Below are 25,514 nucleotides of genomic sequence, written 5' to 3'. Positions count from 1 at the left end.
TGTTTGCTTAAGATAGAATTATTTAGTTTTATTAAAGTCTTATTAATATAATATTAAGTATTCATCTTAGTTTCTATTTTCCTTTCAAAGATTTTTCTATTTTTATACACCCCAACTGTCATAAATGGAATTATGATAAATATTATAGCTATATATCCACAATAGCCATATCCATATTTTATAATGTTAGTTAAGCCTACCATTGATATAAACATTGAAATGCTTATTATAAATAAAGCTACTATAGCTCTTCTTATTTTTGCACTTTTAATAATTGAAATTACCTTGGCATTTTCAAAGTTTGCTACAAAACCATAGGCTATAGACACTGCTGTTGACAATAAGCACATAAACAAAGATATACTGTAGAAGATTCCCATCCACTTAAAGCCCATAGCTTGGGTTGATGTCAAGGTAGGTAAAACTTCTCCACCATCAACATTCATATAAACACTCCTCCATGACAAAAGCATAGTCACTGATAAAACCAAAGCTATAAAATTTATGATAAAGGCTATGTTCATAGATAAGCTTGCTTCATTTTTATTATTTATAACATTAGAACATGCTATAAGCGAAGGTATTTGTACACATTGAAAACCTGCATATACAAATGAATTTATACCAGCCTTAGGAAAATTACTAAATCCATTTTCAATAAAGTCAGCCTTCATAATTGTAAAGATTCCTTCCCCCATAAAGCTTCCTATGATATAAATTGATATAGCTGTGACAAGAATAACAATTCCCATAACAGCAGAAATTTTTCTAACAAAGTCTGCTCCAAAAATTACTAAAAAAAGTACTATAGCAGAAACCATAATGGCAGCTACTACATAATTGAAGTTCATATATTCTTTCAAAGCACTAGCTGCACCTGAAATTGCTGATGCAATTGCCATTAAAACCATTATTTGATAGAAAATTTCAAAGAAGATAGACAATTTATCGAATGGATGGTAAAGACATTTAAACAAGTCCTTATATGACTTTAAATCATTTGCCCTATACATTATAATTGCTTCCCTTACAACAAAACTAAGGATAAACATAGCAAATATAGCTGAAATAATACCCATATTTCCAAATCCTACAAAATATGTATTAGCCTGATTTCCTGTTGCAAAACCACCTCCAGCATGAGATGAAAACATCATCAAGGCCAAGGAGAAAACTCCTGATTGGACAATCTGTTTCCTACCTATACTAGTTTTTTTAAAATTATTACTTGTTCTTTCCATATATTCCTCCAGTATTTGGCAATAAAAAACCTCTCGTCTCTATTGCCTAAGCAAAGAGACGAGAGGTGAATATCTAAATAAATTTATACTACTCCCGCGGTACCACTCTTCTTCATCAGTTGATGCACTCAATTATAATGAATAACTCTGTAACGGGAGTTCCCGGAATAACCTACTCTTATTTCAGCTACCCAGCTTGGTGGCTAGTTTCATTAAGTAATTTCAGTACTTTACACCACACAGTACCTCTCTTAAGAAATTAGCTTAACTACTGCTCCACTTCCTAACTATTAAAACTAATTATACACACTAAATTTTAAAATTGCAAATATTTTTTTGAAAAATATTAATAAATTTTACAAAAAGGCTATTTATAGAATATTGATTACATAAATATAAATTATTAAGCAATAAAAACCAAACTGATTTCATATGGAGTATATTTATTAAATTTATGTGATAAATATAAAATAAATATTCTTATAATGTCTACATCATTGTCTGTTAAATTTATATTAAATAATTGTTTTAAGGCTTTTAGAAAGTATAGTAGTGTTAAAATTGATATAAATAAGAAAAAATTTTAAATATATATAAACTATAAATAATAAATTATAAATGGGGTAAATATGAAAAAAGTAAAAATAATAGCAGATTCTGGTTGCAATATAGACTTAGAGATGGCAAAAGAGTATGGAATATCCATCCTACCTTTTAATATTAATTTTAAGGATAAATCATACATAGACCTATATGAGATTTCAAAAAGTGAATTTTTAGAAAAATATAAGGCAAGTGATGAGAAAGTAACTACATCTATCCCATCAATAGGATATTTCTTAAAATTATTAGAAGAAGAATATGATAGGGGATATAGGGACTTTTTGATTTTTTCGATTTCAAAAAAATTAACAGGTATGAATCAAATGATGCATATAGGAAAAGATGAGTTTCTAGAAAAGAAATCGGATGCAAACATTGAAATAATTGATACTAACACTGCAACAATAGCATCAATCTATCCTGTAATAAAGGCTGCAAAATATGCTGAAGATGGTGAAAGTTTAGAGCAAATATATAAAAAGAGCCTAGAAAACCTCAAATATGTAAATGTATGTGGGGTTGTAAAAAATCTAGATGCCCTATCTCGTGGAGGAAGATTGCCAAAGTCTATAGCAAAACTTGGTAATCTAATTTCATTTTCACCGGTTTTATGTATAGAAAATGGAGAAGTTTCCCTTATAAAGAAAGTAACAGGAAAGAAAAAATCTTATAAGGAACTAATTAAATACGTAAAGAAGCTTTGTACTAAATATGATAGTTACCAACTTATAATAGGAGGGGCAGGTAGTGATGAGCCTATAGAGATTATAAAAGAAGGATTGGCAGAAGAAATAGAAAAGGCAAATGATTTTAAAATAATAGATGTTACTCCAGTTATAGGAGTACACCTAGGAGATGGGGTTGTATTTTGCTCTGTTTTTCCATATTAAGCCCTAGGGGCTTTTTTTATATTGGAAATAATTTTATATTTATTCTAATATGATTCAAATTCCTGAATAATAAATTATTTTTGTATCTAAATATATGGGAAAGTTAAAGAAATATTTAACAACATTTAACGAAGTAAGTATAGTTTTAAAAATAATTAAAAAAAGTCAGAAACTTTTTATATATATTTTAAGTTTCAAGATAAAATGTCAATATATTGATATTCAATATCAGAAATAAATTGTATAATATTTATTAGAGATATTGATAATATATATCAATATTTACATATTATTTATGTAGCTATTATCTTTATAGTAATGTAATTTATATAAGAAAATCTGATTTTTCGGTGGATTGCTGATATTGACTATTATTACAATAAATCATATTATTATAAGCTATAAATCACATTATTAGTATTAATAGTAAGGAAAGAAGGGAATAATGCCAATTACTTTATGCAAAGATCAACAAGAAGTTGAAGTTATAAAGATTACGGGAAATGACGAAGTGAAAAACCGCCTTTCAAATTTGGGATTTGTTAAAGGAAAGAAAGTTAAGTTATTTTTCTTTGATGGTGTGAATTACATTATCATGGTTGATGATAGTAAGTATGCATTAAATAAAGACTTAGCGAAAAGAATTTATGTAAAGGAGTTAAACTAATGAAGACTTTAAAGGATGTTGCTGTCGGAGAGACGGCTATTATCAAAAAGATTAAGGGAGATGGAGCAACCATAAGAAGAATTATGGATATGGGTATTACTAAAAATACTGAAGTTTATGTTAGAAAAATCGCCCCATTAGGAGATCCTATACAAGTTAATCTAAGAGGTTACGAGCTAACTTTAAGAAAAGAAGATGCAAAAAATATACTAGTGGAGGATTAAATGACTTATACTGTTGCTTTAGCAGGTAACCCTAACTCTGGTAAGACCACACTTTTTAATGAACTTACAGGTTCAAATCAAAGGGTTGGTAACTGGCCAGGTGTTACTGTTGATAAAAAGGAAGGAAGATTAAAAGGTCACAAGGACATTATAATCCAAGATTTACCAGGAATTTATTCTCTTTCACCATATACTATGGAAGAGGTTGTTTCTAGGCAATACTTGGTAGAAAATAGACCAGACCTTATAGTAAACCTTGTAGATGGTTCTAACCTTGTTAGAAACCTATATCTTACAAGTCAATTAATAGAGTTAGGTATTCCTACAATTCTTGCCCTAAACATGATGGATATTGTTAAAAACAATGGAGACATCATTGATACAAAGAAACTATCAGAGCTTTTGGGATGTCCAGTTGTTGAAATTATAGCAAGCAAGAAAAAGGGAACCGATGCTTTAGTTAAAGAAATTGTTAAAAGTAATGGAAAAAAATACTTCCCACATCCACTTACTTTTTCAAAAGAACTAGAAAAAGCCCTATCTGAAATCGAAAATGAAATTAAAGATTCAACTGATAAAAATTTATTAAGGTATTATTCAATTAAGGCTTTTGAAAATGATGATGATATGCTTGAAAGTATAAAATTATCACAAAGCCAAAAAGACAAAATCAACAAGTTAAGAGAAGATTTTGAGCAAAAAGAAGAAGATGTGGCAGAAGGCATAATAACTACAGAAAGATATGATGCGCTTGGGGATATTTCAGAGCGTGTACTTAAGAAAGCTCCACCAAAGCTTTCTACTACAGATAAGATTGATAAGATTGTTACAAATAGAATTTTGGGACTTCCAATTTTTGCCTTAGTTATGTTTGTAATTTACTATATAGCTATATCAACTTTGGGTACAGGTGCAACCGATGCAGCTAATGGGTTCTTTGAAGATACTCTTACACCAGCTACGGCAGATTTTCTAACAAATTTGGGTATCAATGATGTTTTGGTAGGTCTTGCTACAGATGGTATTATAGCAGGTGTTGGTGCAGTATTAGGATTCTTACCACAAATGCTTGTACTATTTGCCCTACTTTCAATTCTTGAAGATATAGGATATATGGCAAGAGTTGCATTCGTAATGGATAGGGTATTTAGAAAGTTTGGACTTTCTGGTAAATCATTCATACCTGTAATGATTGGTACAGGTTGTTCAGTTCCTGGAATCCAATCTTCAAGAACTATTGAAAATCAAAGAGATAGAAGAATTACAATCATGACTACATCTTTTATGCCATGTTCTGCAAAACTTCCAGTAATTGCCCTTATAGCAGGTGCATTCTTCGAGCAAGAGCAAGCCTTAGTTACCTTCTCATTTTATATAATAGGTATATTTGCAGTAATTATCTCAGGTGTTATCCTTAAGAAATTTAGAGAGTTTGCTTCAGAACCAGCACCATTCGTTATGGAGCTTCCTCCATACCATGCACCAAGAATTACTTCAGTGTTAAGAGATGTATTCAATAAAGGTATGGCCTTTGTAAAGAGAGCTGGAACAATAATCCTTGTTTCATCTATAATAATCTGGTTTTTATCAAGTTTTGACTTTAGCTTTAATATGGTTGAAGCAGAATCAGAGAACTCAATTCTTGCAGTTATTGGTGGATATGTAGCAGTTTTGCTCAAACCTTTAGGATTTGGACAATGGCAATCAGCTGTTGCAACAATTACAGGCTTTGTAGCAAAAGAGAACGTAGTTTCAACAATGGGTGTTGTTCTTGGAATTGGTTCAGATCTTGATGAAACAAACAGACAACTTATCACAGCTTTCAATGCGGCTATAGGAACTCCTATTGCAGGATATTCATTCTTACTATTTAATATGCTTTGCATGCCATGTTTTGCAGCAGTAGGTGCTATAAAAACTGAGATGAACAACAATAGGTGGACACTAATTGCAATAGGATACCAAATGATTTTTGCATATTCAATAGCATTTATCTTCTATAACTTAGCAAACTTCTTCTTATATGGAATATTCTCAATTAAGACAATACTTGCTGTAATAGTTTTGATTGGAATCTTATATCTAATCTTTAGACCAGTTAAATATAAGGAAAAGAAGAAAAAATATAAAGTTAGGCTTGCACAACAAGGAAGATAAGCAGAAAGGAAGATTTTATGAACTTACAATCATGGATATTTTTACTAGTTATATTAGCTATATGTTCATATATCATATATACAAGGTTTATTAAAGAAGGTTCAAACTTTGGGTGTAAGGATTGTACAGAATCTAAGTCTTGTTCCAGTACTTCATGCTATAGTAAAGTTAAAAACCATAAGGAGGTTAAAAACAAAGGCAAATCATGCCCTTATTGTGATTAATTTTAAGCTTGGCTACTTAAATAGCCAAGCATACATAAAAATCTTCTAAGAATTATATATGCTTTTAAATTTAAGAAAACTTTCCTAGTTAAAAGCTGGGAAAGTTTTTTTAGAATAAAAGTGTAAAAAAACTCACAAAAGATATTTTATAGAGCAAATCATTAATGTCCCTTTTTGCACTAACTAGAAGAAATGATAGTAATAAAGATTTTTATTAGTGAAATTTAAAATAAAATTAAAAAAGTTTGCATAAATCTTGCGATAGGTTTATAATCATTTTAAAATAATAAACATTATAAGGAGAGAAAAATGAATATCAAGATTAACAAGAAAATTTTAAGTGCTGGAATTGGAGTTGTTGCAGGAGCTTTAGGAGCAAAAGCTTTAAGTTCAAAGGCTGCTAAGAAGGCAGCAGTAGCTACAGTAAGACAAGGTTTAAAGGCAAAAAGCTCAATCGATAAGACAGTTGAAAATATAAAGATGACTACAGATGATATAGTAGCAGAAGCTAAGGTAAAAAACGAAATCGAAGAAAGAATTGAAGCTGAGAAAAAAGAAGACCTAGATATAGAAAAAGTAGCAAAAGAAGATGAAGCAAAAGAAGAAGTTGAGAAAGAAATAAAAGAAGAAAAAGAGGATTAGGATGAGAGCAAGTCTTAAGGCAAGATGTCCCCAAAGGTCTAGATTTATATACAAAGACTACCTAGAAGACTCTCACATTAATAAATTAAAGTATAAAATCGAAAATCTTGATGGGGTTAAATCTTGTGAAATTTCAAAGCTTGCTAAGTCTATAGTTGTAAAATATGAGGAAGAAGCCCTTCCAATGGTTGCAAGATTTATCCTAAATCTTGACCCTAAAAGTCTAGATGATTTTGAGATAGATGATGTAGACTTCATTGCTCAAGAAGAAAGATCTGTTTTTCATATAGTAAGAGATGCAGCTTATAGAAGGATTTTGTTTGGCTATATAATGCCTATACCACTTAGACCTTTTTTCACCATAGTACGTGCCATTCCCTTTATTAAAAAAGGCTTAATTTCAATTAAAGAAAGAAAGATGAATGTTGACTTACTTGATGCTACAGCAATCTCAGTATCCATTCTTACTAGAGAATATAAAGATGCTGCTAGCATAATGGCTTTATTATCCCTAGGTGAAGAGCTTGAAGACTACACTTTGAAAAAATCAAGGCTAAATCTCAAGTCATCTCTCGCCCTTAATGTGGACAAGGTATTTGTTAAAAGAGATGATAAAAGGGTCTTAATTGATCTTAAGGAAGTTGAAATAGGAGATCTTGTATATGTGTCTATGGGAAACACAATTCCTGTAGATGGTGAAGTTATCTCAGGTCTAGGTATGGTAAATGAAGCTTCATTTACAGGAGAAGCTAAATCAGTTGAGAAAAATGAAAAATCGACCGTTTTTGCTGGAACTGTTCTTGAAGAAGGAGAACTCCTTGTCAAGGCTATGAACAAATATGATGATTCTAGGCTAAATCATATAATTAAGCTTATAGAAGATAGTGAGAAAAACAAGTCCAAGACTCAAATCAAGGCAGAAAATGCAGCCGATACTCTTGTAAAATATTCCTTTATTGGAGCAGGTATCACTTATGCTCTTACCCGTAACTTTATAAAGGCTAAGGCCTTTTTGATGGTTGATTACTCTTGTGCTTTAAAACTTACTATACCTATTGCTTATATGAAAGCTATTAGCCAAGCTGTTGATTCGAATGTCCTCGTTAAAGGTGGAAAATACTTTGACAATCTCTCAAAAGCTGACACAATAGTATTTGATAAAACTGGAACTTTGACAAAGTCAGAGCCAGAGGTCAAAAAAGTAATCACCTTTGAAGATACCAATGCTGATGAGGCATTAAGAATTGCAGCCTGTCTTGAAGAACACTTTCCACACTCTATAGCAAGGGCGGTTGTGAACAAGGCAAAAGAGAAAAATCTTCGCCATGAAGAAATGCACTCAAAACCCGAATATATTCTAGCTCATGGTATAAAATCAACAATCAATGGAAAGCCTGCCTTAATAGGAAGTGAACATTTTATTTTAGATGATGAAAAAATCCCTATAAGTGATAAAAATAGAGAGCTTATAGACTCACTTAAGGAAGAATATTCACTTTTATTTATGGCCTTTGACAATAGCTTAATAGCTGTTTTATGTATAGAAGATCCATTGAGAGAAGATGCAAAAGATACTATAAAAAGTCTTAGAAACTTAGGATTTAAGCATATAGCCATGCTTACAGGAGATGCGGAAAATGCTGCAAGTGCTGTAAGTAAAAGACTTGACCTTGACTACTATAAGTCCCAAGTACTTCCAGAAGATAAGCTTTCTTATATCGAAAAAATGAAAGATGAGGGTAGAACGGTAGTAATGGTAGGAGATGGGGTTAATGACTCTATAGCCTTATCAAAGGCAGATGTTGGTATATCAATGTCAAAAGGGGCAGATCTTGCCAAAGAAATTGCTGATGTTTCTATAAAAACAGACAGCTTAAAAGAGTTAGTTGATTTAATAAAGCTTTCAAAGGCTGTAGATAAGAGGGTGAGGAGGGATTATGAAAAAATTATAGTTATAAACTCCTTACTTATTGGATTAGGGGTATCAAGGATTTTGACTAATACCCAATCAGCTTTATTACACAATATATCTACGGTAATGATAGCAAGTGATAATATGAGACAATACAGTTAGTGCATAAAGGGACGTTCATTATTTGCACTGATAAAGTGCATGGCGTGAACGTCCCTTTATGCACTATCAAGGTCTAGGTAGGTGTCAATTATTTTAATACTTTCTTTAATATTCATATCTCCTCCTCTAATTTTTGACTTTTACAAAATTTATTACAAATCTAATTAAAACATAAAGGCAAATTATGGTTGCAAAATAAAACTCGATTTTTGCTAAAACTAACAATAAGCCAGGGTTCATTCCAGCATTTTTTAAAAATCCACAAGCCATCTTAATCCCTATTGCAGTTATTACAAATGGAAAGGTAAAAGATGCGTAGGATGGGTAAAATGGAAGTCTTACATAGGATATAAACTTAGTCAAGCAAAAGATAAACAAGGCTTGAGATAAGATTAATAAAAAAATTACCATAGCCTTATTTGGCATATTTGAAGCTTGGATATATCCTGCAAGGCATAGGCTTGCTGGGGCTGATGAGATTATGAAAAGTGCTTTTGCAGGATTTGGAACCTCCTTATATTTTATGTATCGGTAGTTTACAAGCCCTAAAAGAATAAGCATAGCTATAAAACCAAAATAGAAAAAAGCAATTCCCAAATTCTTCTTCTCAAAGGCAGGTGATGTTAAACTTCCCACAACTATACCAACATATACTATGTAATATGATGCAAATACATTTTTATAATCAAGCCTTATTATAAAGTTAAGGGTAAAATAAACAATCAAAATTATATGAAAAATTATTGCTAAATACCAAATTAAAATTGCTTTATTTCCAAAAATCGGCTTAATATATACTGAAAAAAGCATAAGGGCCATGGGAAAAGTTCCAATAACTGAGGCCATTATTGGATTTTTCATCTCTTCTGAAAAGGTTTTTGGATCTTTTAAAATCCTAAATATAAATAAAAGTCCTAAAATAAATCCTATAGTCCCAAAAAGTATCCTAAAGCCAGGGCTTGTATCCTGCCATAAATTTCCTAGAGCAAACATAGAAAGCATAAGACCAACTATAGGTAGGGGCAATCGTTTTGTCATAGTGATTCCTTTCTTTATATAATAAAATTTTTGTTTATTATATAACATATTACACTTTATAACAAGAAAAATTTATTACTGATAAATCTGTCCTATCTATTAGTCAGGATATTTTGCAATAGCGAATATAGTAAAATTATAAGATGCAAATTGTATGGGAGTTTTAGAATAAAGTTTGAGTTTTATTATTTTACTAGATAAAGTTGATTATTTATGTTTCAATATTATATCCATAAATCTATGAAGTAAGCTTTCGTTGTAAAATCCCTCTAAAAATGTATGATTAAATTAGAAACATTTTCACTAAGGAGACTTTATGATTAATTTTAGAAATGACTATTCAGATATATGTTACTCAGAAATACTAGACTATATAAAAGAACACCTAGATGAGTTAAATCCAGGCTATGGAACAGATTCTCATACAAAAATTGCAGAAAATTTAATAAAGGAAAAATTAGGGGATAATGATGTTGATATCTATTTTATTCCAGGTGGGACAAGTGCTAATATACTTGGTGCAAGTCTTGGCATGAGACCAGAAGAGTCGATAATTTCAGCAAGGACTGGCCACATAGAAGACCAAGAGGCAGGAGCGATTGAAGCTTGTGGGATTAAGATTGAAACCATTAAGACAAAGGATGGAAAGCTTACAAAAGATAAACTTCAAGAAAAATACAAGACTTTTACCAATGAACATCATACTGTTGCTAGAAAAGTTTACATATCTAATACAACAGAAGTTGGAACACTCTATAAAAAAGGAGAACTTAGAGAGATATATGACTTTTGTAGAGAAAATGGCCTATATCTTTTTATGGATGGGGCAAGACTTGCCCATGCATTGGTAAGTAAAAAATCAGATATAAAATTTAAAGACCTTACAAAACTTTGTGATATATTTTACTTTGGTGGAACCAAAAATGGACTTATGTTTGGAGAGGCCTTAGTTATAGTTAATGATGACTTAAAGAGAAATTTTAGAAATTTACAAAAACAAAAGGGAGCTATGCTTGCAAAGGGCTTTGTGACAGGTCTTATGTTTGAAAGACTATTTATGGATGATTTATATATAAAGGGTGCAAAAAAAGCCTATCTTTTGGCTGAAAAACTTAGCACTAGCCTTAAAGACAAGGGTTTTGACCTAGCCTATGAATTTTCATCAAATCAAGTTTTTGTAAAAGTAAGTGATAAAGATGTTGAAAAATGGGAAAAATTTGCCATTTTTGAAAGCTGTGGAAAAGATAATGATTATAATATAGTAAGACTTGTCACAAGCTATAAGACGAGCAAGGAAGATATCGAAAAATTTATAGAAAATATATAGAAAGGACTATTATGCATTACACAGGAGAAGTCTATAGACCACCACTTGAAGCCTACACACCACTATTGGAGGTAACTTATGGTTGTAGCCATAATAATTGTGCCTTTTGCACAATGTATCATAGGACACAATTTGCCATATCACCCATGGCTGATGTAGAAAGTGATATTATAGAAATCTCACAAAGCTATCCAAGACCAATTGAAAGGATATATCTTTTAAATGGAGATCCCTTTGTGCTATCTACTGAGAAATTAATTGAAATATCAGATCTTATCCACAAATATATACCAGAGATAAAGACAATCACATCCTATGCCAGCTTTTATAATCTTAAAAATAAGAGCAAGGAAGATTTGAAAGTTTTAAGGGAGAAAGCTTATAACGAGCTTTGGTTTGGTGTAGAAACAGGTGATAGAGAGGTCTTATCCTGGCTTAATAAGGGATGTGACTTAGAAGAATACCATAAGGGTCTTGAAAAGATGAAATATGCAAAAATGAGCTATAATGCCATAGTTATGCAAGGGATAAAGGGTAGAGGAAAATCAAAGGAAAATGCAAAAGAGACTGCCAAGTTTTTAAATACCTACTCACCTATAGGAATCTTTATCATGTCAACAGATGTCCAATATGGTTCACTTCTTTTTAAGATGAGAGAAGAAGGCAAATTTCAAGAAACAACAAATAGAGAAAACTTAGAAGAGCAAATAGAGTTATTAAAAAATTTAAATGTTCCAGGAGATGTTTTATACTCATCGGGACATATAGTAAACCTTGTTAGGGTATCAAGTCATATGAGAAATAAAGAAAAGATGATTAAAAAATTAGAATATGCTTTGGAAAGTCTTCCAACAGAGGTATTAGATTCTAAAAATCAAGCTAGGGCAATATAAAAAAACCTATATATAAGTTTTTAGCTTATATATAGGATTTTTTTAGTTGTTATAATCTACGGCCTCATTGTATTTTCTTATTGTAGTTTTATGAGTAAATATAGAAACTAAGGCAATAAAAAAGTTAATAATATATTTAAAATACTCTACTACTACGCATAATATTATAAATATAAGTATAGGCTGATTTTTTCTATAAAAACCAGGTCTTAGTAGGCTGAAAGAATTATAGTCACCATCTACTGCATCTAGAAAAAATGTTGAGGCTGCTGCAGTAGCTACAGTACCCATTGGGCTGAAAAACCATTTGAATTTTCCACCCACATATTTCTTATAATCAGCATACCAAGAGTAGGTATAATTTGAAAATAAGCTATAAGCCAAGAATAGTAAACCAACTAATTTCGTTTGATTAAACATAGAAAATCCAAATATTAATGAGTATATCAGATAGGAATTTATATAAAACTTTAATCCGACTTTTGGTGTACCAAAATAAGTTGGGTTTTCATAAGGATCTTTGTAAATTTTATTTTCATAGATATAAGGATTTTCCTTGATTTTGTAATAACTTTCTTTAATATTAGAATATTCTTGTTTTGGAGGCTTAACATAATCATCTTTTTTACTTTTTGGTTTTACATACTCATCCTCTTTTTCTAGATTAGGAGGCTTTACATAAGTGTTATCATCCATTTTTTACTCCTTTATATTAAGTAAATCTTCATCTAAAATATTATCTATATCATCAGAATTAGTATTTGCAACTCTTTGACTCATAGTCTTTACAAGTCTTTCGTTGAAGTTTCTAACCCATCTACCGTTACTATTATCATTTGTTTTGTGATAATTATTAACTATTATATCCTTATATAAATCTTCGTTTATATTATAACCAAGACTATTTAGACTTAATAGCCCTATTTGACAAATCTCTTCATCGTCATAGTCTTCAAATACAAACCTATTTGGTATTCTTGAAGATAGACCTGAGTTCATCCCAAGGAATTCAGCCATTTCTTTGCTGTAACCTGCAAATATTATTACAATATTATCTCTATAGTCCTCCATAAATTTGAGGATTTCATCGATTGCTTCCCTTCCAAAGTCATTTCCAGTTCCTGATGAAAGGCTATAGGCCTCATCTATGAAAAGTACTCCACCTAGGGCGGATTTTAAAACTTCCCTTGTTTTTATGGCGGTTTGGCCAACGAAGCCAGCTACAAGGTCAGAACGAGAAACTTCTATGAATTTATTTTCAGTTATAATAGATTTTTGATATAGAAGACTACCTAATATTCTAGCAACAGTAGTTTTTCCAGTTCCAGGATTTCCTAAAAATAGGGAATGAAGGGACATGGATTGGACTCTTTGCCCTTGATCTTTTCTTCTTTTGTTAAGCTCTGCCATTGAAATAAATTCGTTGACCTGTTTTTTAACCTGATTTATACCGATTAGCTTATTTAATTTTTCATAAGCATCTTCATCTTTATCATCGTAATTTTTATATTTTTTAGAATCGAAAACTTCATCTATATCAGTATTTGTTATAGTAGTAAAATCATCAGAGCCTGTTTCTATTACCCTATCTGCAAATACTTTTAGGAGTTTTTCATTGAAATTTCTAATCCATCTTGCATTTGACTTATCAAGTGTTGACTCATAAGCAAAAGATACATTTTTCTTGTAATATTGTCTATCTTCTAGAACATATTGTTTACTAATTAGGATACTTTCTCCTATTTCAACAATCTCATCACTTGTATAGTCTTCAAAGATAAACCTATTTGAAACTCTTGACTTAAGACCTGGGTTTGTTTCAAGGAATTGTTCCATTTCCTTGGTATATCCTGCAAAGATTATCATTATTTCATCTCTGTGATCTTCCATGTATTTAAGAATGGTATTTATGGCCTCTTGTCCATGATTTACAGAAGAATCACCCTTATTTAAGGTGTAAGCCTCGTCTATAAATAAGACTCCACCTTTGGCCTTTTCAAGTATTTCATGGGTTTGTATTGCTGTTTTTCCAACAAAAGATGAAATTAAATCAGACTCTGAAGCTTCTATAAATATATATTTATCTTTATTATAAAGGGCACCATTTTCAAATAAAATTTTTCCTATAAGTCTTGCAACAGTAGTTTTTCCAGTTCCAGGATTTCCTAAAAATACTGAGTGTAGTGAGCTTTTTTCAACAGGAAGTCCTTGTTCCATCCTTTTTTTGTTGAATTCAACCATTCTTACCATCTTATTTATCTCATTTTTAACAGAGGAAAGACCTATAAGTTTATTGAGTTCACTAAATGCATCGACTTCATTGTTACTTTCTTCATTAGAATTTTCTAAACCATTGCTATCATTTTTACTATCTGGATTATCTAAGCTTAAAATCTTATAAGTAGAATCTTGCTTTGTTTCAAATTTTAAGCTATTTATTTTTTCTAAGTCAAACTCACCTTCATAGTTTATATTATTAATTTGCAAGTATGAATTACCATTAAGTCTAACATTAGGATTAAAAACCCTATAAAAATCTACTATTTTTGCTCTTAATGTAGAAAAATCATCCATATAGATATCTATTTTTTCATTGTTTTTTCCTAAAAGTAGCAAATTTTTATCACTTACAAGATAAGATTTTTTGATTATGAAAATTATTTCTTTTATTGTAGTATTTTCAATTAGCCCTCTACTTTCAGATAGATTTAATGATGAGATGGTGTCATTAGAAGATTCAATATATGAATTATCTGATAGGTAAATATTAGCAGTATATTTATTTTGTTCATATATAGAGTTGTTTGAATAGAGTTTCGAATTTTTAAGGTATAGAGAAGGCAAATCTTTTTCTACAAAACCTCCTTTTACACTAGAGTTTTTTATAGATAAGGTTGAGTTTTGGCAATTAATTGTATTTGTATAATGTTTGCTTATAGAGGTATTTTCTATATTAACTGTTGAATTATTCACTGTTAGATTTGAGTTAATATTTGAATTTTTAATCTCTACTCTTGAGTTTTTAAAGAAAAACACAGAATAATTGTCTTCTATATCAAAAGTCGTAACTGAGTCCATAAAAAGCTTAGAATTAACATCTAAGTAAATATCTGGATACTTACCCTCGTTAGAATTAATCTTTATATTTTCTGATCTTTTTAATACTACATTATTTAAACTTACAACAGATGAGTCTTTTATATTTAATATATTTTTTGTATTATTTATGCACTCAATCCAAAGGGATTTAAGCAATACATTAGACTTATTTTTTATTGTAAAATCACCATATATATTATTAGTGTAATAATCAGTATTATTTTTATTTTCTAGATGACCTTCAATAGTAATGTTTTTATTTAATATGAAACCATTCGGGAGATAAAGTTCGAAATTTTTTTCTAACTCTATAATATCATTGTCATTACAACTATTATAGGCGTCAGTAAAATTCCATGTATCAATCGAATCTCCTACCAAATACCTAGCCATATTACCTCCTTAAAATTTTTAATATAATTATATCACAAGTGAATATTAATTATTATCTGATTTTATTTAAAAAAAATGATTTACTTTAAATGTTTTTTTAAAAATATATTACCATTTAGAATTTATAATGTTAAAATTTCTATTGATTTTTCCTGCTCTAACTATGTTTAAAACTAGGTTTTCCATAATTAGTAGTTTTGAAGGCTTTTGAAACTTAATTATTTGCTATTGATTAATCTTTTGCTTCGTAACATTTTTATTATTGCTACTTGCTTATATTAAGCTGTTTTTATACACTTAGCATATTTTTTACTGTAAGATTCGTTATTTCTTACAATCTTAATAAAATCATTGATTATCTATTAGATAATAGTCGAATGGATATAAGTTTCACTTTTGTTTTTTATTTTACTTGTAACTTTATTGATTTTTTTAGATAAATCTATTAATTTATCAATACAAGCTTACCTTACTTTAATTCTAAGTATAATTTTATTAGGATATATAGATATGATAAAATTTGTAATAAAGCAAGCCACATGAAATGCTACAAGATTTATAAATGGATAAGAAATCCTAATAAGAAGTTATAAACAAAACTTCTGCTAAAATCTTGTACAAAATAATAAATATGACAAGCAAAAAAACTATACTTATATTATAGAATGTTTTATTATTTTTTTCTATACCAAATCCAAATAAGACTACTGATATAAGAGCTTGGACTAGACTAGACTTATCTTAGCCGAGTAGAGCTTTAATTAGGCTTGCTATTGAAAACTATCCTAAGCTATATTGTGTTTTGCGAGATTTTTTGTATTAGAGTTATCAGATTTTTCCTATAAAATCTCTAAGTTTAAAATTCACTAAGTCTTTGTCTATATTCAATAAACATTCTATAACTTCATATAATTTATCTAGAAGTTCTTGTCCATCAAGATTTTATCAGTGATAAGTCTTGAAATCTTAATGATTTATCTTTTACTAAATTTTCACAACTTTTTAGAGAAAAATTTATATTTTTGGAATTTTATGACTACAATTTTTAAAATACCTAATAGCCATTAATTGAAATTATAAAATACTCATAATATAATTAAATCATTATAAACACTATAGAACAAATAAAATAATAGATTAGTGAAAATATAATTAAGCTAGCAAGAAGAAGTATATAATTCATAATTAATCTTGAAATGATTTGTTTTGTGTGTTAAAATATGGGTAATAATAGGGTAGGGAGTGTAAAATCACTCCCTACTTTACGTTAAAATTAAGCTATAAAAATTGTTAATAACTTAATTATAGATAAGACTATTAAGTAAATTTGTTAAATGTTTATAAAAATGTCAATATATTATATAATAAAAGCAAGAATTTAAGGAGGAATTATGACAGAAACAAGAGTTAGATTTGCACCATCACCAACAGGATACCTCCACATCGGTGGACTTAGGACAGCACTTTTTAACTACCTTTATGCAAGACATACTGGTGGAAAGATGCTTTTAAGGATTGAGGATACAGATAGGACAAGATTTGTTGAAGGAGCCTTGGAAAATCTTCTAAAGACTTTAAAATGGTCAGGTATAGAAATTGACGAAGGTGTAAAACTTGATGAAAATGGAGAAGTTACTGAAGTGGGAGAGGCTGGACCTTATATCCAATCAGATAGGGTAAAAGCTGGAATTTATGATAAATATATAAATCAACTTATAGAAGAAGGTAAGGCATATTACTGCTTCTGCTCAAAGGAAAGACTAGATAATTTAAGAGAAAGACAAAAAGCTGATGGACTTACTCCAAAATATGATGGACTTTGTAGATCTTTAAGCCTTGATGAGGCAAGAGAAAAAATTGCAAATGGAGAAAAATACACAGTAAGACTAAAACTTCCAAAAAATACAGATATTTCATTTGAAGATAGGATTAAGGGGAAAATTAGTTTTAATACATCTGATATGGATGACCAAGTACTTATAAAAGAGGACGGATATCCAACTTATCACTTTGCAGTTATAGTTGATGACCATGAAATGGGAATTACTCATGTAGTAAGAGGGGATGAGTGGATTTCATCAACACCAAAACACGTTTATCTTTATGAAGCTTTTGGGTGGAAGTCTCCAGAATTTATCCACCTACCAACAGTATTAAATAAAGATCACAAAAAATATTCTAAGAGAAATGGAGATGGAATGGTTGAAGATTTCATCGAAAGAGGATATTTACCTCAAGGTTTAATAAACTATCTTGCTCTTTTGGGATGGTCACCAGATAGCGAAGAAGAGATTTTTACTATGGAAGAATTGGCTGAACAATTTAGCTTTGATAGGGTAAATAAGACAGGGGCTGTATTTGATGTAAGAAAGCTTGATTGGATAAATGGTCATTATGTGAGAGAGATGAGCGTTGAAGATTTAGCAAAGGCAATTAAGCCTTATTGCATAAAAGCAGGTTTCTTTGGTGAAGACTATCCAGATGAATTGCTTAATCTACTTGCAGCAACTTGGCAATCAGCTATAGATAAGTTTTCAGATATAGTAGATCAAGCTTATTTTTACTATGTAGATGATAGCGAAATGAAATGGACAGATGAGGCGGTTGAAGCTATAAGAACTGATGAAGCTAAGATGATTTTTGATAGCTTTATTAATAAACTAAATAAAGTTGATGAAGTCGATATGGAATTTGCTAAATCTGTAATGAAATCTATCCAAAAAGAGACTGGCATAAAAGGAAAGAACTTATGGTTTCCAGTAAGAGCATCTCTTACAGGCAATGTACATGGGCCAGATCTTGGAAATGCCTTTGTTATTATGGGCAAGTCTAAGATAATTGATAGATTAAACTACGTTAAGGGAAGATTTTGATATGAAAATATATAATACATTCACAAGAAAAAAGGAAGACTTTAAAACAATAGATGAAAATAAGGTAAAAATGTATGTATGTGGTCCAACTGTATATGATTATATGCACATAGGAAACGCTCGTCCTTTAGTAGTGTTTGATACCATGAGAAGATATTTAAGATATTTAGGATATGATGTAAAATATGTTGTAAACTTCACAGATGTCGATGATAAGATTATAAACAAGGCCATTAAGGAAAATATTACAACAAAGGAAGTTTCAGACAAGTTTATAAAAGCCTACATGGAAGATTCCAAAGATTTGAATATAGATGAGGAAAATACTATACACCCTAAAGCTACAGAAACGATGGATGATATAATTAACTTTGTTAAAGAATTAATAGATAAGGATGCGGCATATGTTTCTGATGGAGATGTTTATTTTGATATTTCAAAGGCCAAAAACTATGGTCATCTTTCCGGAAAAAATATAGAAGATTTAAGAGAAGGAGCATCAAACAGGCTTGATGATAAGGATAAGGCCAAAAAAAGAAATCCTATGGACTTTACCTTATGGAAAGCTACAAAAAAGCAAGGTGAAATTTCATGGGATTCACCATGGGGTTCAGGTAGACCAGGTTGGCATATAGAATGTTCAGCTATGACCAAAAAATACTTGGGAGAAACAATAGATATTCATGCTGGTGGAGAAGATTTACAATTTCCTCACCATGAAAATGAGATAGCCCAATCAGAAACAAGATCTGGCAAGAAGTTTGCAAACTACTGGATGCACAATGGAATGATTCAAGTAGATGGTACTAAAATGAGTAAGTCTTTGGGTAATTTCTTTACCCTTCATGATATAAAGAAAGAATATGATCTCATGGTTGTAAGATTTTGGCTACTATCAGCAGGATATAGACTTCCTATAAACTTTACAAGACAGATAATTGAACAAGCCCAAAACTCCCTAAATAGGTTAAATAATGCCAAATTTAGGTTAGATGACTTGCTTAAAATTACAAGTGGAAATCTCACAGATGATGAGAAAAAATCACTTAAAGAGCTAGATTTATTTGCAAAAGAGTTTAAAAGGGTTATGGATGATGACTTAAATACTCCTGATGCCATAACAGTTTTGTTTGATATTGCTAAGTTTGCTAATACAAAAGTTGACTCAAGTTCATCTAAGGAATTTGTAGAAAAAACAAGAAATTTATATCTTAAACTTGAAGATGTTCTTGGAATTGAAAACAGGAAAAAATCCACTGATTTAGTTGATGAAGATGATATAAATAAACTGATAGACGAAAGAAATGAAGCTAAGAGAGAGAAAAATTACCAAAAAGCTGACGAAATACGTGATAAGCTAAGTCAAATGGGAATAATTTTAAAAGATACCAAAGAAGGTACTAAGTGGGAGCTTAAATAATGGCTAAGATTTTTGGTAGAAAGCCTGTAATTGAAACTATAGACACTGGTGAAAAAATTTTAAAAGCTCATATTTTAAAAAGCAATAGTAATAATAAGTTTATAGAAAAAATAATAAATAAACTTAATGAAAGAAATGTAAAAATAGTCTATGAAAATAAGGACTATTTTTCAAAAATTGATGGCAATCACCAAGGAGTAGAAATTGAAGTAGAAGATTTCAAATATAAGGACTTGGATGAGTTAAAGGATAAAAAAAGACTTATGATATTAGATCAAATAGAAGATCCTCATAACCTTGGTGCCATTATAAGAAGTGCAGAAGCTTTTGGTTTTGATGGAATAATCATAGGTGAAAGACGCTCTGCCAAGGTAAATTCAACAGTCTATAAAACAAGTGCAGGAGCCATTAACAACATCGATATAGCACAGGTTATTAATATTAATAGGGCCATAAAAGAACTAAAGGAAGAAAATTTCTGGATTTATGGCTTAGCTGGAGAGGCAGAATCTGATATTACACAAACAGACCTTACAGGAAAGATTGGACTTGTTGTAGGAAACGAGGGCAAGGGACTATCAAGACTTGTAAGAGAAAATTGCGATGGACTTATTAAAATACCAATGCTTGGCAAAATAAATTCATTAAATGCGTCGGTAGCAAGTGCTATTGCAATATATGAGACCATAAGGCAAAATGGCTTTAACTAAAAAGAACCTAACCTATATAGATGGCTATAATATAATAAATTCTTGGCCCGAATTAAAGTCTATCCAGTCCCAATCACTTGAACTTGCTCGAGAAAAGTTGATTGATATGATGGCAGAGTACGCCTGTCTTTCAAATGAAATTGTAGAGCTGGTATTTGATGCCTACAACTCAGATGGAGATAGGGAAAATATAAGTGAGAAATTGGGTATTAAAATAGTATATACCAAGAAGTTTCAAACGGCTGATACCTATATAGAAAAGATGACCAACCTCTATGCCAGACGTCACAATGTAAAGGTGGTTACAGATGATGGTCAAGTTCAATCTCTTGCTTTTGAAAGAGGAGCAAGTAGGATAACAGCCCTTGAGCTTAGAAATGAGCTTATGAATATGAAACATAAGATAAAAAGAAGCAAAAGAAAAGACTTCTCTACAAACTTCAAGGACTTTCCTATATCAGATGAGCTTAAAGACTTGTTAGATGATATAGGGGACAGGTTGAAAGATGAATAATGGTGATGGTGGAAAAATTCAATTTATAAAAATTCAAATCATTTTTATAAGAACTTGACTGCTAAGGCAGATCAAATTTATGGTGGTTATATGGATAAAATAAATTTTAAAGATGAGGAAGTCTTAGACAAATTCAAAGACTTCTTCGATGAAGAAGAAATTGATCAAAAAGAAGCTTTAAAGATTTATAAAAAGCTTACAGATGAAGAAAAGGAAGAGTTTGATCAATATCTAGAAGATGAAGACTTAGATAATGAATTTGAAGATGATGATAAAAAAAAGGAGAAGACAAACCTCTTAGTTGCCAAACAAAGAAGTGATATTCTCAAATTATCAGACTTAACAAATGAGCAAATAGTGGAACAATTCCAAAAGGGCAACCAAAACGCTCTAGGAGCCTTGGTAGATAAAAATCAAGGACTTGTAAGAAGCAGGGCATCCTACTTTTATCGTTCCCATGGAAATGACCTAGAACTAGAAGATTTAGTTCAATCGGGTATGCTTGGAATGATAAGGGCTGCGGAGAAATTCGACTTAAGCTTAGGATATAAGTTTACAACCTACGCTTATAAGTGGATAGATAAGGCTATAAGAAAGGCAATAAACAAGGAAGGTCACACTATAAGAATCCCTGCTGGGAAGTACTTAAAACTAAACAAACTTAAACAAATCTTGAAAGCAAATCCAGAAGCAAGCGAGGAAGAGTTATATAAGATTTTAAAACAAGAAGGAATAGACAAAAAACAAGCAGATGATCTTTTCCTTATAAATAGAAATCAAGTAAATTCTACAAGTCTTAATATAAATCTTGATAGTGAGGACTCGACTGGAGATGAGCTTATGGATATGGTTGGAGATGAGTCCATTCCAGTAGATGATCAAATCCTCAAAAAAGATATGGAGGAATTTCTAATGAAGGCCCTAGACCAACTATCTGATAGGGAAAAGCAAATTATAGTCTACAGGTACGGTCTAGACAATGAAAAGCCAAAAACCCTAGAAGAGATAGGGACAATCTACAACCTTTCAAGAGAAAGAATCAGACAAATAGAAAATCAAGCTCTTGGAAAATTAAAGCAATATAGTGATCAAGAGTAGGTGAGATAAAACGTGCAATCAGCACGTTTTTTATATAGAAATTAAAAGATATATAATAATTATTATAGGAGGTGCATATGTATTGCCAAAATTGTGGTCATCCCAATGAAGATGGGGCTAAGTTTTGTAATAATTGTGGAAGTAAGCTAAATTATGACTCTAATCCAAATAATAATAGAAATAAAGACCAAGAAACAACCCAAAAGCTTAGGCCAGTAAGAGAAGATTTTAGAGAAAATATTAACAATAATGATTCTAGGAATACTCATAGAAATTATAAAAATGAAAAGGTAAAGCTTGCTGATAATTACAATAATTATCTAGGGATAAAGAAAGTTATAATAACCGTCTTGATTATAATTTTTATTATAGTACTTATAGTAGGAGCTATAAGATTTGCTTTAATTGACAACAAAGAAACAAATGATACTGTGGGAGGCGAAATATCTTCAAATAAAGTTAGTTCTTCTTTGAAAAATGAGTCCAACGATTTTGCTAAAGTTTTATCTGATGCTAAATCTCTAATAAAAAATGGGGAATTTGAAATGGCGGTTACTAAGCTAAAGACCATACCAAAATCAACCAGTTCAGATTATAAAAAGGCAGAAGACTTATTAAAAGATGCAGAAGAAAGGGCGGTTGACCAATTAGTAGATATCTTTAATAGTAGAGATTATGAAAAAGCAGAAAGTCTTTCTAGTAAATATATAGAACTATTTCCTAAATCTCAAGATATAGCTGTAGTAAATGATAGGGCAAAGGAAGAACTTGGAAAAGATGATAAGGAAAATAATAAGAAAAAAAGCATAAAAGAAAGAAAACAAGAGTTTTCTAAAGACTATGATATAGACAATATCATAAGCAATGACCTATGGGATAAGAATGGTAATCCTTCCTATGTAGAATTTTATAAAGCAGAGGACTTTATGGGAAAGGACCTTACTGTAGATATTAGTGTAGGTCAACTTAGGGCATCTCCTAGTATCAAATCTGAAAAAAAGGGAGAAGTAAGAAGGGGAGAAGTAGTTCATCCAACAAAAGTAGAAAGTGATGGAGAAAGATACTGGCTTTATATAGGAAAGGGATGGATATCATCCAAGCTTGTTACAGGAGAATTTCATAAGGAATAAGTAATGTACTAGTAGCATAAAGCAAGATGATTTATTAGTGTCAACTAGAAAAATTAAATAATAAGAAATAATATCCCTATATAGTTGGCACTAATAGGTTGAATTAAAATAAGAAAGAAATATTATAAAGATTGAAAGTTTGAATATTTTAAATAAACTTATTTTTATCATTTTTGGAAATGAAATGACAATTGCATCTTACTTTTTATCTAAATTTTTATAAGTGCTTAATTACTATTTTTCTAAAAATAAGGACTTATTAATCTTCATAATTTTCAAATTATCTAATTTTTATCTTAAAAGTTTTTTTATATTTAGTTTGATTAATTTTGTTAATTTTTTAATTTTATGTTATTATAAAAGTATCTTCAGGGTGAGGTTAAATTCCTAAACCGGCAGTTATAGTCTGCGAGTCTTTTGACCGATTGGGTGTAATTCCCAAACCGACAGTATAGTCTGGATGAAAGAAGATGTCCATTTTTGTATGGACTTTTCCTTATGCCCTGATTTATGGGCATTTTTTAATGCCTAAAATTAAGGAGGATATTATGAGTCGTGACCAAAGAAAGTTAAGAAATTTAGTTAAGGTAGGAATTTTGTCTGCTATGAGTTTTATACTTATGTTTATTCAATTTCCAATTCCTATAGCACCGCCTTTTATGAAAGTTGATTTAGCTGATGTTCCAGCTCTTATAGGTGGTTTTTCAATGGGTCCTGTTTATGGAGTATTAATTCAACTTATTAAGAACTTATTAAATTTAACCAAGACTTCTACAGGTGGAGTTGGAGAGATATCAAATTTTATAGTTGGGGGACTTTTTGTTTTCATCTCAGCTTATATCTACCAAAGAAAGAAGACTAAAAAAACAGCAACTATAGCACTTATAGTAGGAATGTTATTTATGACCCTTGCTGCAACATTTTCCAATGCCTTTGTAATCTTTCCACTATACGGAAAGATAATGGGAGTAGGTATGGACACTTTTGTACAAATGACATCCAAGTTAAATAGCCTAGTTAAGTCATATTTTACACTTATGGTCTTTGCCATAGTTCCATTTAACCTAGTAAAGGGAACAATAGAAATTCTTGCAACTAAATTATTATATAAACATGTATCGGGTATTTTACATGATAGAAAGTAAGAGGATATTATAATTTATCCATAGTATAGACTGTAGACAAAGGGGCTGTCGCAAAATTATGAATTTCTAACGTTGCATCATTAAAAGTTAGCCATAGACAATTTGAGAATATCTTGCCACTTAAGTAGGTGAAATTGTCGTGGAGGAGTTTGTAATGATTTTGAACGATTAATTCATTCTGCAACAGTCCCTTTTTTAATTTTTAATATCTTAAATTAAGGTGTTTTTATAAAATATACCAAAAGTAAGGAACATATGATATAAAAAATTCAGAGTATCAACAAGTCCAAGAAAGAGATTGTAGATACTCTAAAACACTTTCATATGTAGTAGTTTTTGAAGTAGTAAATTAAGAATGAGAAATTATATTTTACTTAGATATAAGTCCTTATATAATATCAGTATATTCTTTAAGTATTGGAAGTTTATCATTACTGATTTTATCATCAGAAATAACAGCTTGGATTTCATCTATATTATAAAATGAATAAAAATCTTCCTTACCAATTTTGGTGTGGTCAGCAACTAAATATTTGTGGACCGAATTATCAAGAGCTAATTTTTGAAGTTCTCCTTCTTGTTCATTATATGTATAAGCATTATTATAATTTATTCCATTCACACCTATAAAAGCAGATTTAAAATGTAGACTTTCAACTATATTATCTGAAAAATTTCCTACAAAAGCTCCGGTAACCTTTCTTATCCTTCCTCCAACAAGAATTGATTCTATATTTTCTTTATCATAAATTTTATTAAAAAGAAATAGTGAATTAGTGACGATTTTGCATTTTTTATTATCAAGATAATTTGACACAAGTTCTAGTGTAGAACCAGCTCCAATAAAAACGGTATCATTATCTTTGATTAAGTTAGAAACTTTTTTAGCTATAATTATCTTATATTCCATGTTCATATGCAATTTTTCTTGGTGACTTGACTCTCTTTCGGTTAAATCATCTATGTATTTTGCCCCTCCATGGATTCTTTTTAATTTATTTTTATTTTCAAGTTCCTTAAGATCTCTTCTTATTGTCATCTCAGTTACATCTAAAACTTCAGTTACATCAGAAACTCTGATTATTCCATTTTTTTTGACATGGTTTAAAATAAAATTTTGTCTTTCCTCTTTTAACATCTTATACCTCTTTA

General features: G+C 30.3%; 21 protein-coding genes, 1 riboswitch and 1 other annotated feature. Of the genes, 16 read left to right on the top strand and 5 right to left on the bottom strand.

Going from position 1 to position 25,514, the window contains the following annotated elements:
* Positions 1–53: 53 nt before the first annotated feature.
* Entirely contained in the window at positions 54–1,241 is a 1,188-nt protein-coding gene (locus FYJ26_RS03540; RefSeq protein ID WP_229771205.1) for a hypothetical protein, read from the bottom strand.
* A gap of 51 nt (positions 1,242–1,292) precedes the next feature.
* Positions 1,293–1,535: a binding site (T-box leader), on the bottom strand.
* A 335-nt stretch (positions 1,536–1,870) separates the two neighbouring features.
* On the opposite strand from FYJ26_RS03540, the gene FYJ26_RS03535 reads away from it, so the two are divergent.
* The 7 genes from FYJ26_RS03535 (at position 1,871) to FYJ26_RS03505 (ending at position 8,722) form a co-directional block, all read left to right on the top strand.
* The gene (locus FYJ26_RS03535) at positions 1,871–2,734 is read left to right on the top strand and encodes a DegV family protein (protein WP_154539667.1); all 864 of its coding nucleotides are present in this window, start codon (positions 1,871–1,873) and stop codon (positions 2,732–2,734) included.
* 445 nt (positions 2,735–3,179) lie between these two features.
* Positions 3,180–3,401: a FeoA family protein gene (locus FYJ26_RS03530; protein ID WP_154539665.1), complete on the top strand. Its 222-nt coding sequence runs from the start codon at positions 3,180–3,182 to the stop codon at positions 3,399–3,401.
* Entirely contained in the window at positions 3,401–3,625 is a 225-nt protein-coding gene (locus FYJ26_RS03525) for a FeoA family protein (protein ID WP_154539663.1), read from the top strand. The genes FYJ26_RS03530 and FYJ26_RS03525 overlap by 1 nt, the downstream gene beginning before the upstream one ends.
* Positions 3,626–5,782, top strand: coding sequence for a ferrous iron transport protein B (gene feoB / locus FYJ26_RS03520; protein ID WP_154539661.1), 2,157 nt, complete (start codon positions 3,626–3,628; stop codon positions 5,780–5,782).
* A 17-nt stretch (positions 5,783–5,799) separates the two neighbouring features.
* Positions 5,800–6,006 (top strand): hypothetical protein, encoded by a 207-nt coding sequence (locus tag FYJ26_RS03515; RefSeq protein WP_154539659.1) that lies wholly within the window; start codon positions 5,800–5,802, stop codon positions 6,004–6,006.
* 309 nt (positions 6,007–6,315) lie between these two features.
* The gene (locus tag FYJ26_RS03510; RefSeq protein WP_154539657.1) at positions 6,316–6,648 is read left to right on the top strand and encodes a DUF6110 family protein; all 333 of its coding nucleotides are present in this window, start codon (positions 6,316–6,318) and stop codon (positions 6,646–6,648) included.
* 1 nt (position 6,649) lies between these two features.
* Positions 6,650–8,722, top strand: a complete 2,073-nt coding sequence (locus FYJ26_RS03505) for a heavy metal translocating P-type ATPase (protein ID WP_154539655.1) — start codon at positions 6,650–6,652, stop codon at positions 8,720–8,722.
* Between the two features lie 126 nt (positions 8,723–8,848).
* On the opposite strand, the gene FYJ26_RS03500 is transcribed toward FYJ26_RS03505, so the two are convergent.
* Positions 8,849–9,760 (bottom strand): TDT family transporter, encoded by a 912-nt coding sequence (locus tag FYJ26_RS03500; RefSeq protein WP_154539653.1) that lies wholly within the window; start codon positions 9,758–9,760, stop codon positions 8,849–8,851.
* Between the two features lie 316 nt (positions 9,761–10,076).
* Between FYJ26_RS03500 and FYJ26_RS03495 the strand changes: the two genes are divergently transcribed.
* Entirely contained in the window at positions 10,077–11,087 is a 1,011-nt protein-coding gene (locus tag FYJ26_RS03495) for a threonine aldolase family protein (protein ID WP_154539651.1), read from the top strand.
* Positions 11,088–11,098: 11 nt separating this feature from the next.
* On the top strand, positions 11,099–11,980 hold the full coding sequence (locus FYJ26_RS03490) for a radical SAM protein (RefSeq protein ID WP_154539649.1): 882 nt from the start codon (positions 11,099–11,101) through the stop codon (positions 11,978–11,980).
* 42 nt (positions 11,981–12,022) lie between these two features.
* On the opposite strand, the gene FYJ26_RS03485 is transcribed toward FYJ26_RS03490, so the two are convergent.
* Complete coding sequence (locus tag FYJ26_RS03485) at positions 12,023–12,676, bottom strand: hypothetical protein (protein WP_154539647.1); 654 nt, start codon at positions 12,674–12,676, stop codon at positions 12,023–12,025.
* A 3-nt stretch (positions 12,677–12,679) separates the two neighbouring features.
* The gene (locus FYJ26_RS03480; protein WP_154539645.1) at positions 12,680–15,472 is read right to left on the bottom strand and encodes an AAA family ATPase; all 2,793 of its coding nucleotides are present in this window, start codon (positions 15,470–15,472) and stop codon (positions 12,680–12,682) included.
* A gap of 1,391 nt (positions 15,473–16,863) precedes the next feature.
* Between FYJ26_RS03480 and gltX the strand changes: the two genes are divergently transcribed.
* The 7 genes from gltX (at position 16,864) to FYJ26_RS03445 (ending at position 24,362) form a co-directional block, all read left to right on the top strand.
* Entirely contained in the window at positions 16,864–18,345 is a 1,482-nt protein-coding gene (gene gltX, locus FYJ26_RS03475) for a glutamate--tRNA ligase (RefSeq protein ID WP_154539643.1), read from the top strand.
* A 1-nt stretch (position 18,346) separates the two neighbouring features.
* Entirely contained in the window at positions 18,347–19,765 is a 1,419-nt protein-coding gene (cysS, locus tag FYJ26_RS03470) for a cysteine--tRNA ligase (RefSeq protein WP_154539641.1), read from the top strand.
* Positions 19,765–20,475 (top strand): 23S rRNA (guanosine(2251)-2'-O)-methyltransferase RlmB, encoded by a 711-nt coding sequence (rlmB, locus tag FYJ26_RS03465; RefSeq protein ID WP_154539639.1) that lies wholly within the window; start codon positions 19,765–19,767, stop codon positions 20,473–20,475. Before cysS ends, rlmB begins: the two co-directional genes overlap by 1 nt.
* A complete protein-coding gene (locus FYJ26_RS03460) occupies positions 20,462–20,989 on the top strand; it encodes an NYN domain-containing protein (RefSeq protein ID WP_154539637.1) in 528 nt (175 codons plus the stop codon). Before rlmB ends, FYJ26_RS03460 begins: the two co-directional genes overlap by 14 nt.
* A 90-nt stretch (positions 20,990–21,079) precedes the next feature.
* Positions 21,080–22,087, top strand: a complete 1,008-nt coding sequence (locus FYJ26_RS03455) for a sigma-70 family RNA polymerase sigma factor (protein WP_154539635.1) — start codon at positions 21,080–21,082, stop codon at positions 22,085–22,087.
* 77 nt (positions 22,088–22,164) lie between these two features.
* Positions 22,165–23,217, top strand: coding sequence for a zinc-ribbon domain-containing protein (locus FYJ26_RS03450; RefSeq protein ID WP_154539633.1), 1,053 nt, complete (start codon positions 22,165–22,167; stop codon positions 23,215–23,217).
* Between the two features lie 360 nt (positions 23,218–23,577).
* A riboswitch (FMN riboswitch) is annotated at positions 23,578–23,693 on the top strand.
* 72 nt (positions 23,694–23,765) lie between these two features.
* On the top strand, positions 23,766–24,362 hold the full coding sequence (locus tag FYJ26_RS03445; protein WP_154539631.1) for an ECF transporter S component: 597 nt from the start codon (positions 23,766–23,768) through the stop codon (positions 24,360–24,362).
* A 388-nt stretch (positions 24,363–24,750) separates the two neighbouring features.
* Here FYJ26_RS03445 and FYJ26_RS03440 read toward each other — a convergent pair whose 3' ends face one another.
* Entirely contained in the window at positions 24,751–25,500 is a 750-nt protein-coding gene (locus FYJ26_RS03440) for a DeoR/GlpR family DNA-binding transcription regulator (protein WP_154539629.1), read from the bottom strand.
* Positions 25,501–25,514: the final 14 nt, after the last annotated feature.

Origin of the sequence: Anaerococcus porci, from assembly GCF_009696575.1 — a bacterium.
In the GTDB taxonomy this organism is placed as follows: Bacteria; Bacillota; Clostridia; order Tissierellales; family Peptoniphilaceae; genus Anaerococcus; species Anaerococcus porci.
The sequence above is the reverse complement of the archived record's forward strand: the minus strand, read 5'-3'. Positions and strand labels throughout refer to the sequence as shown.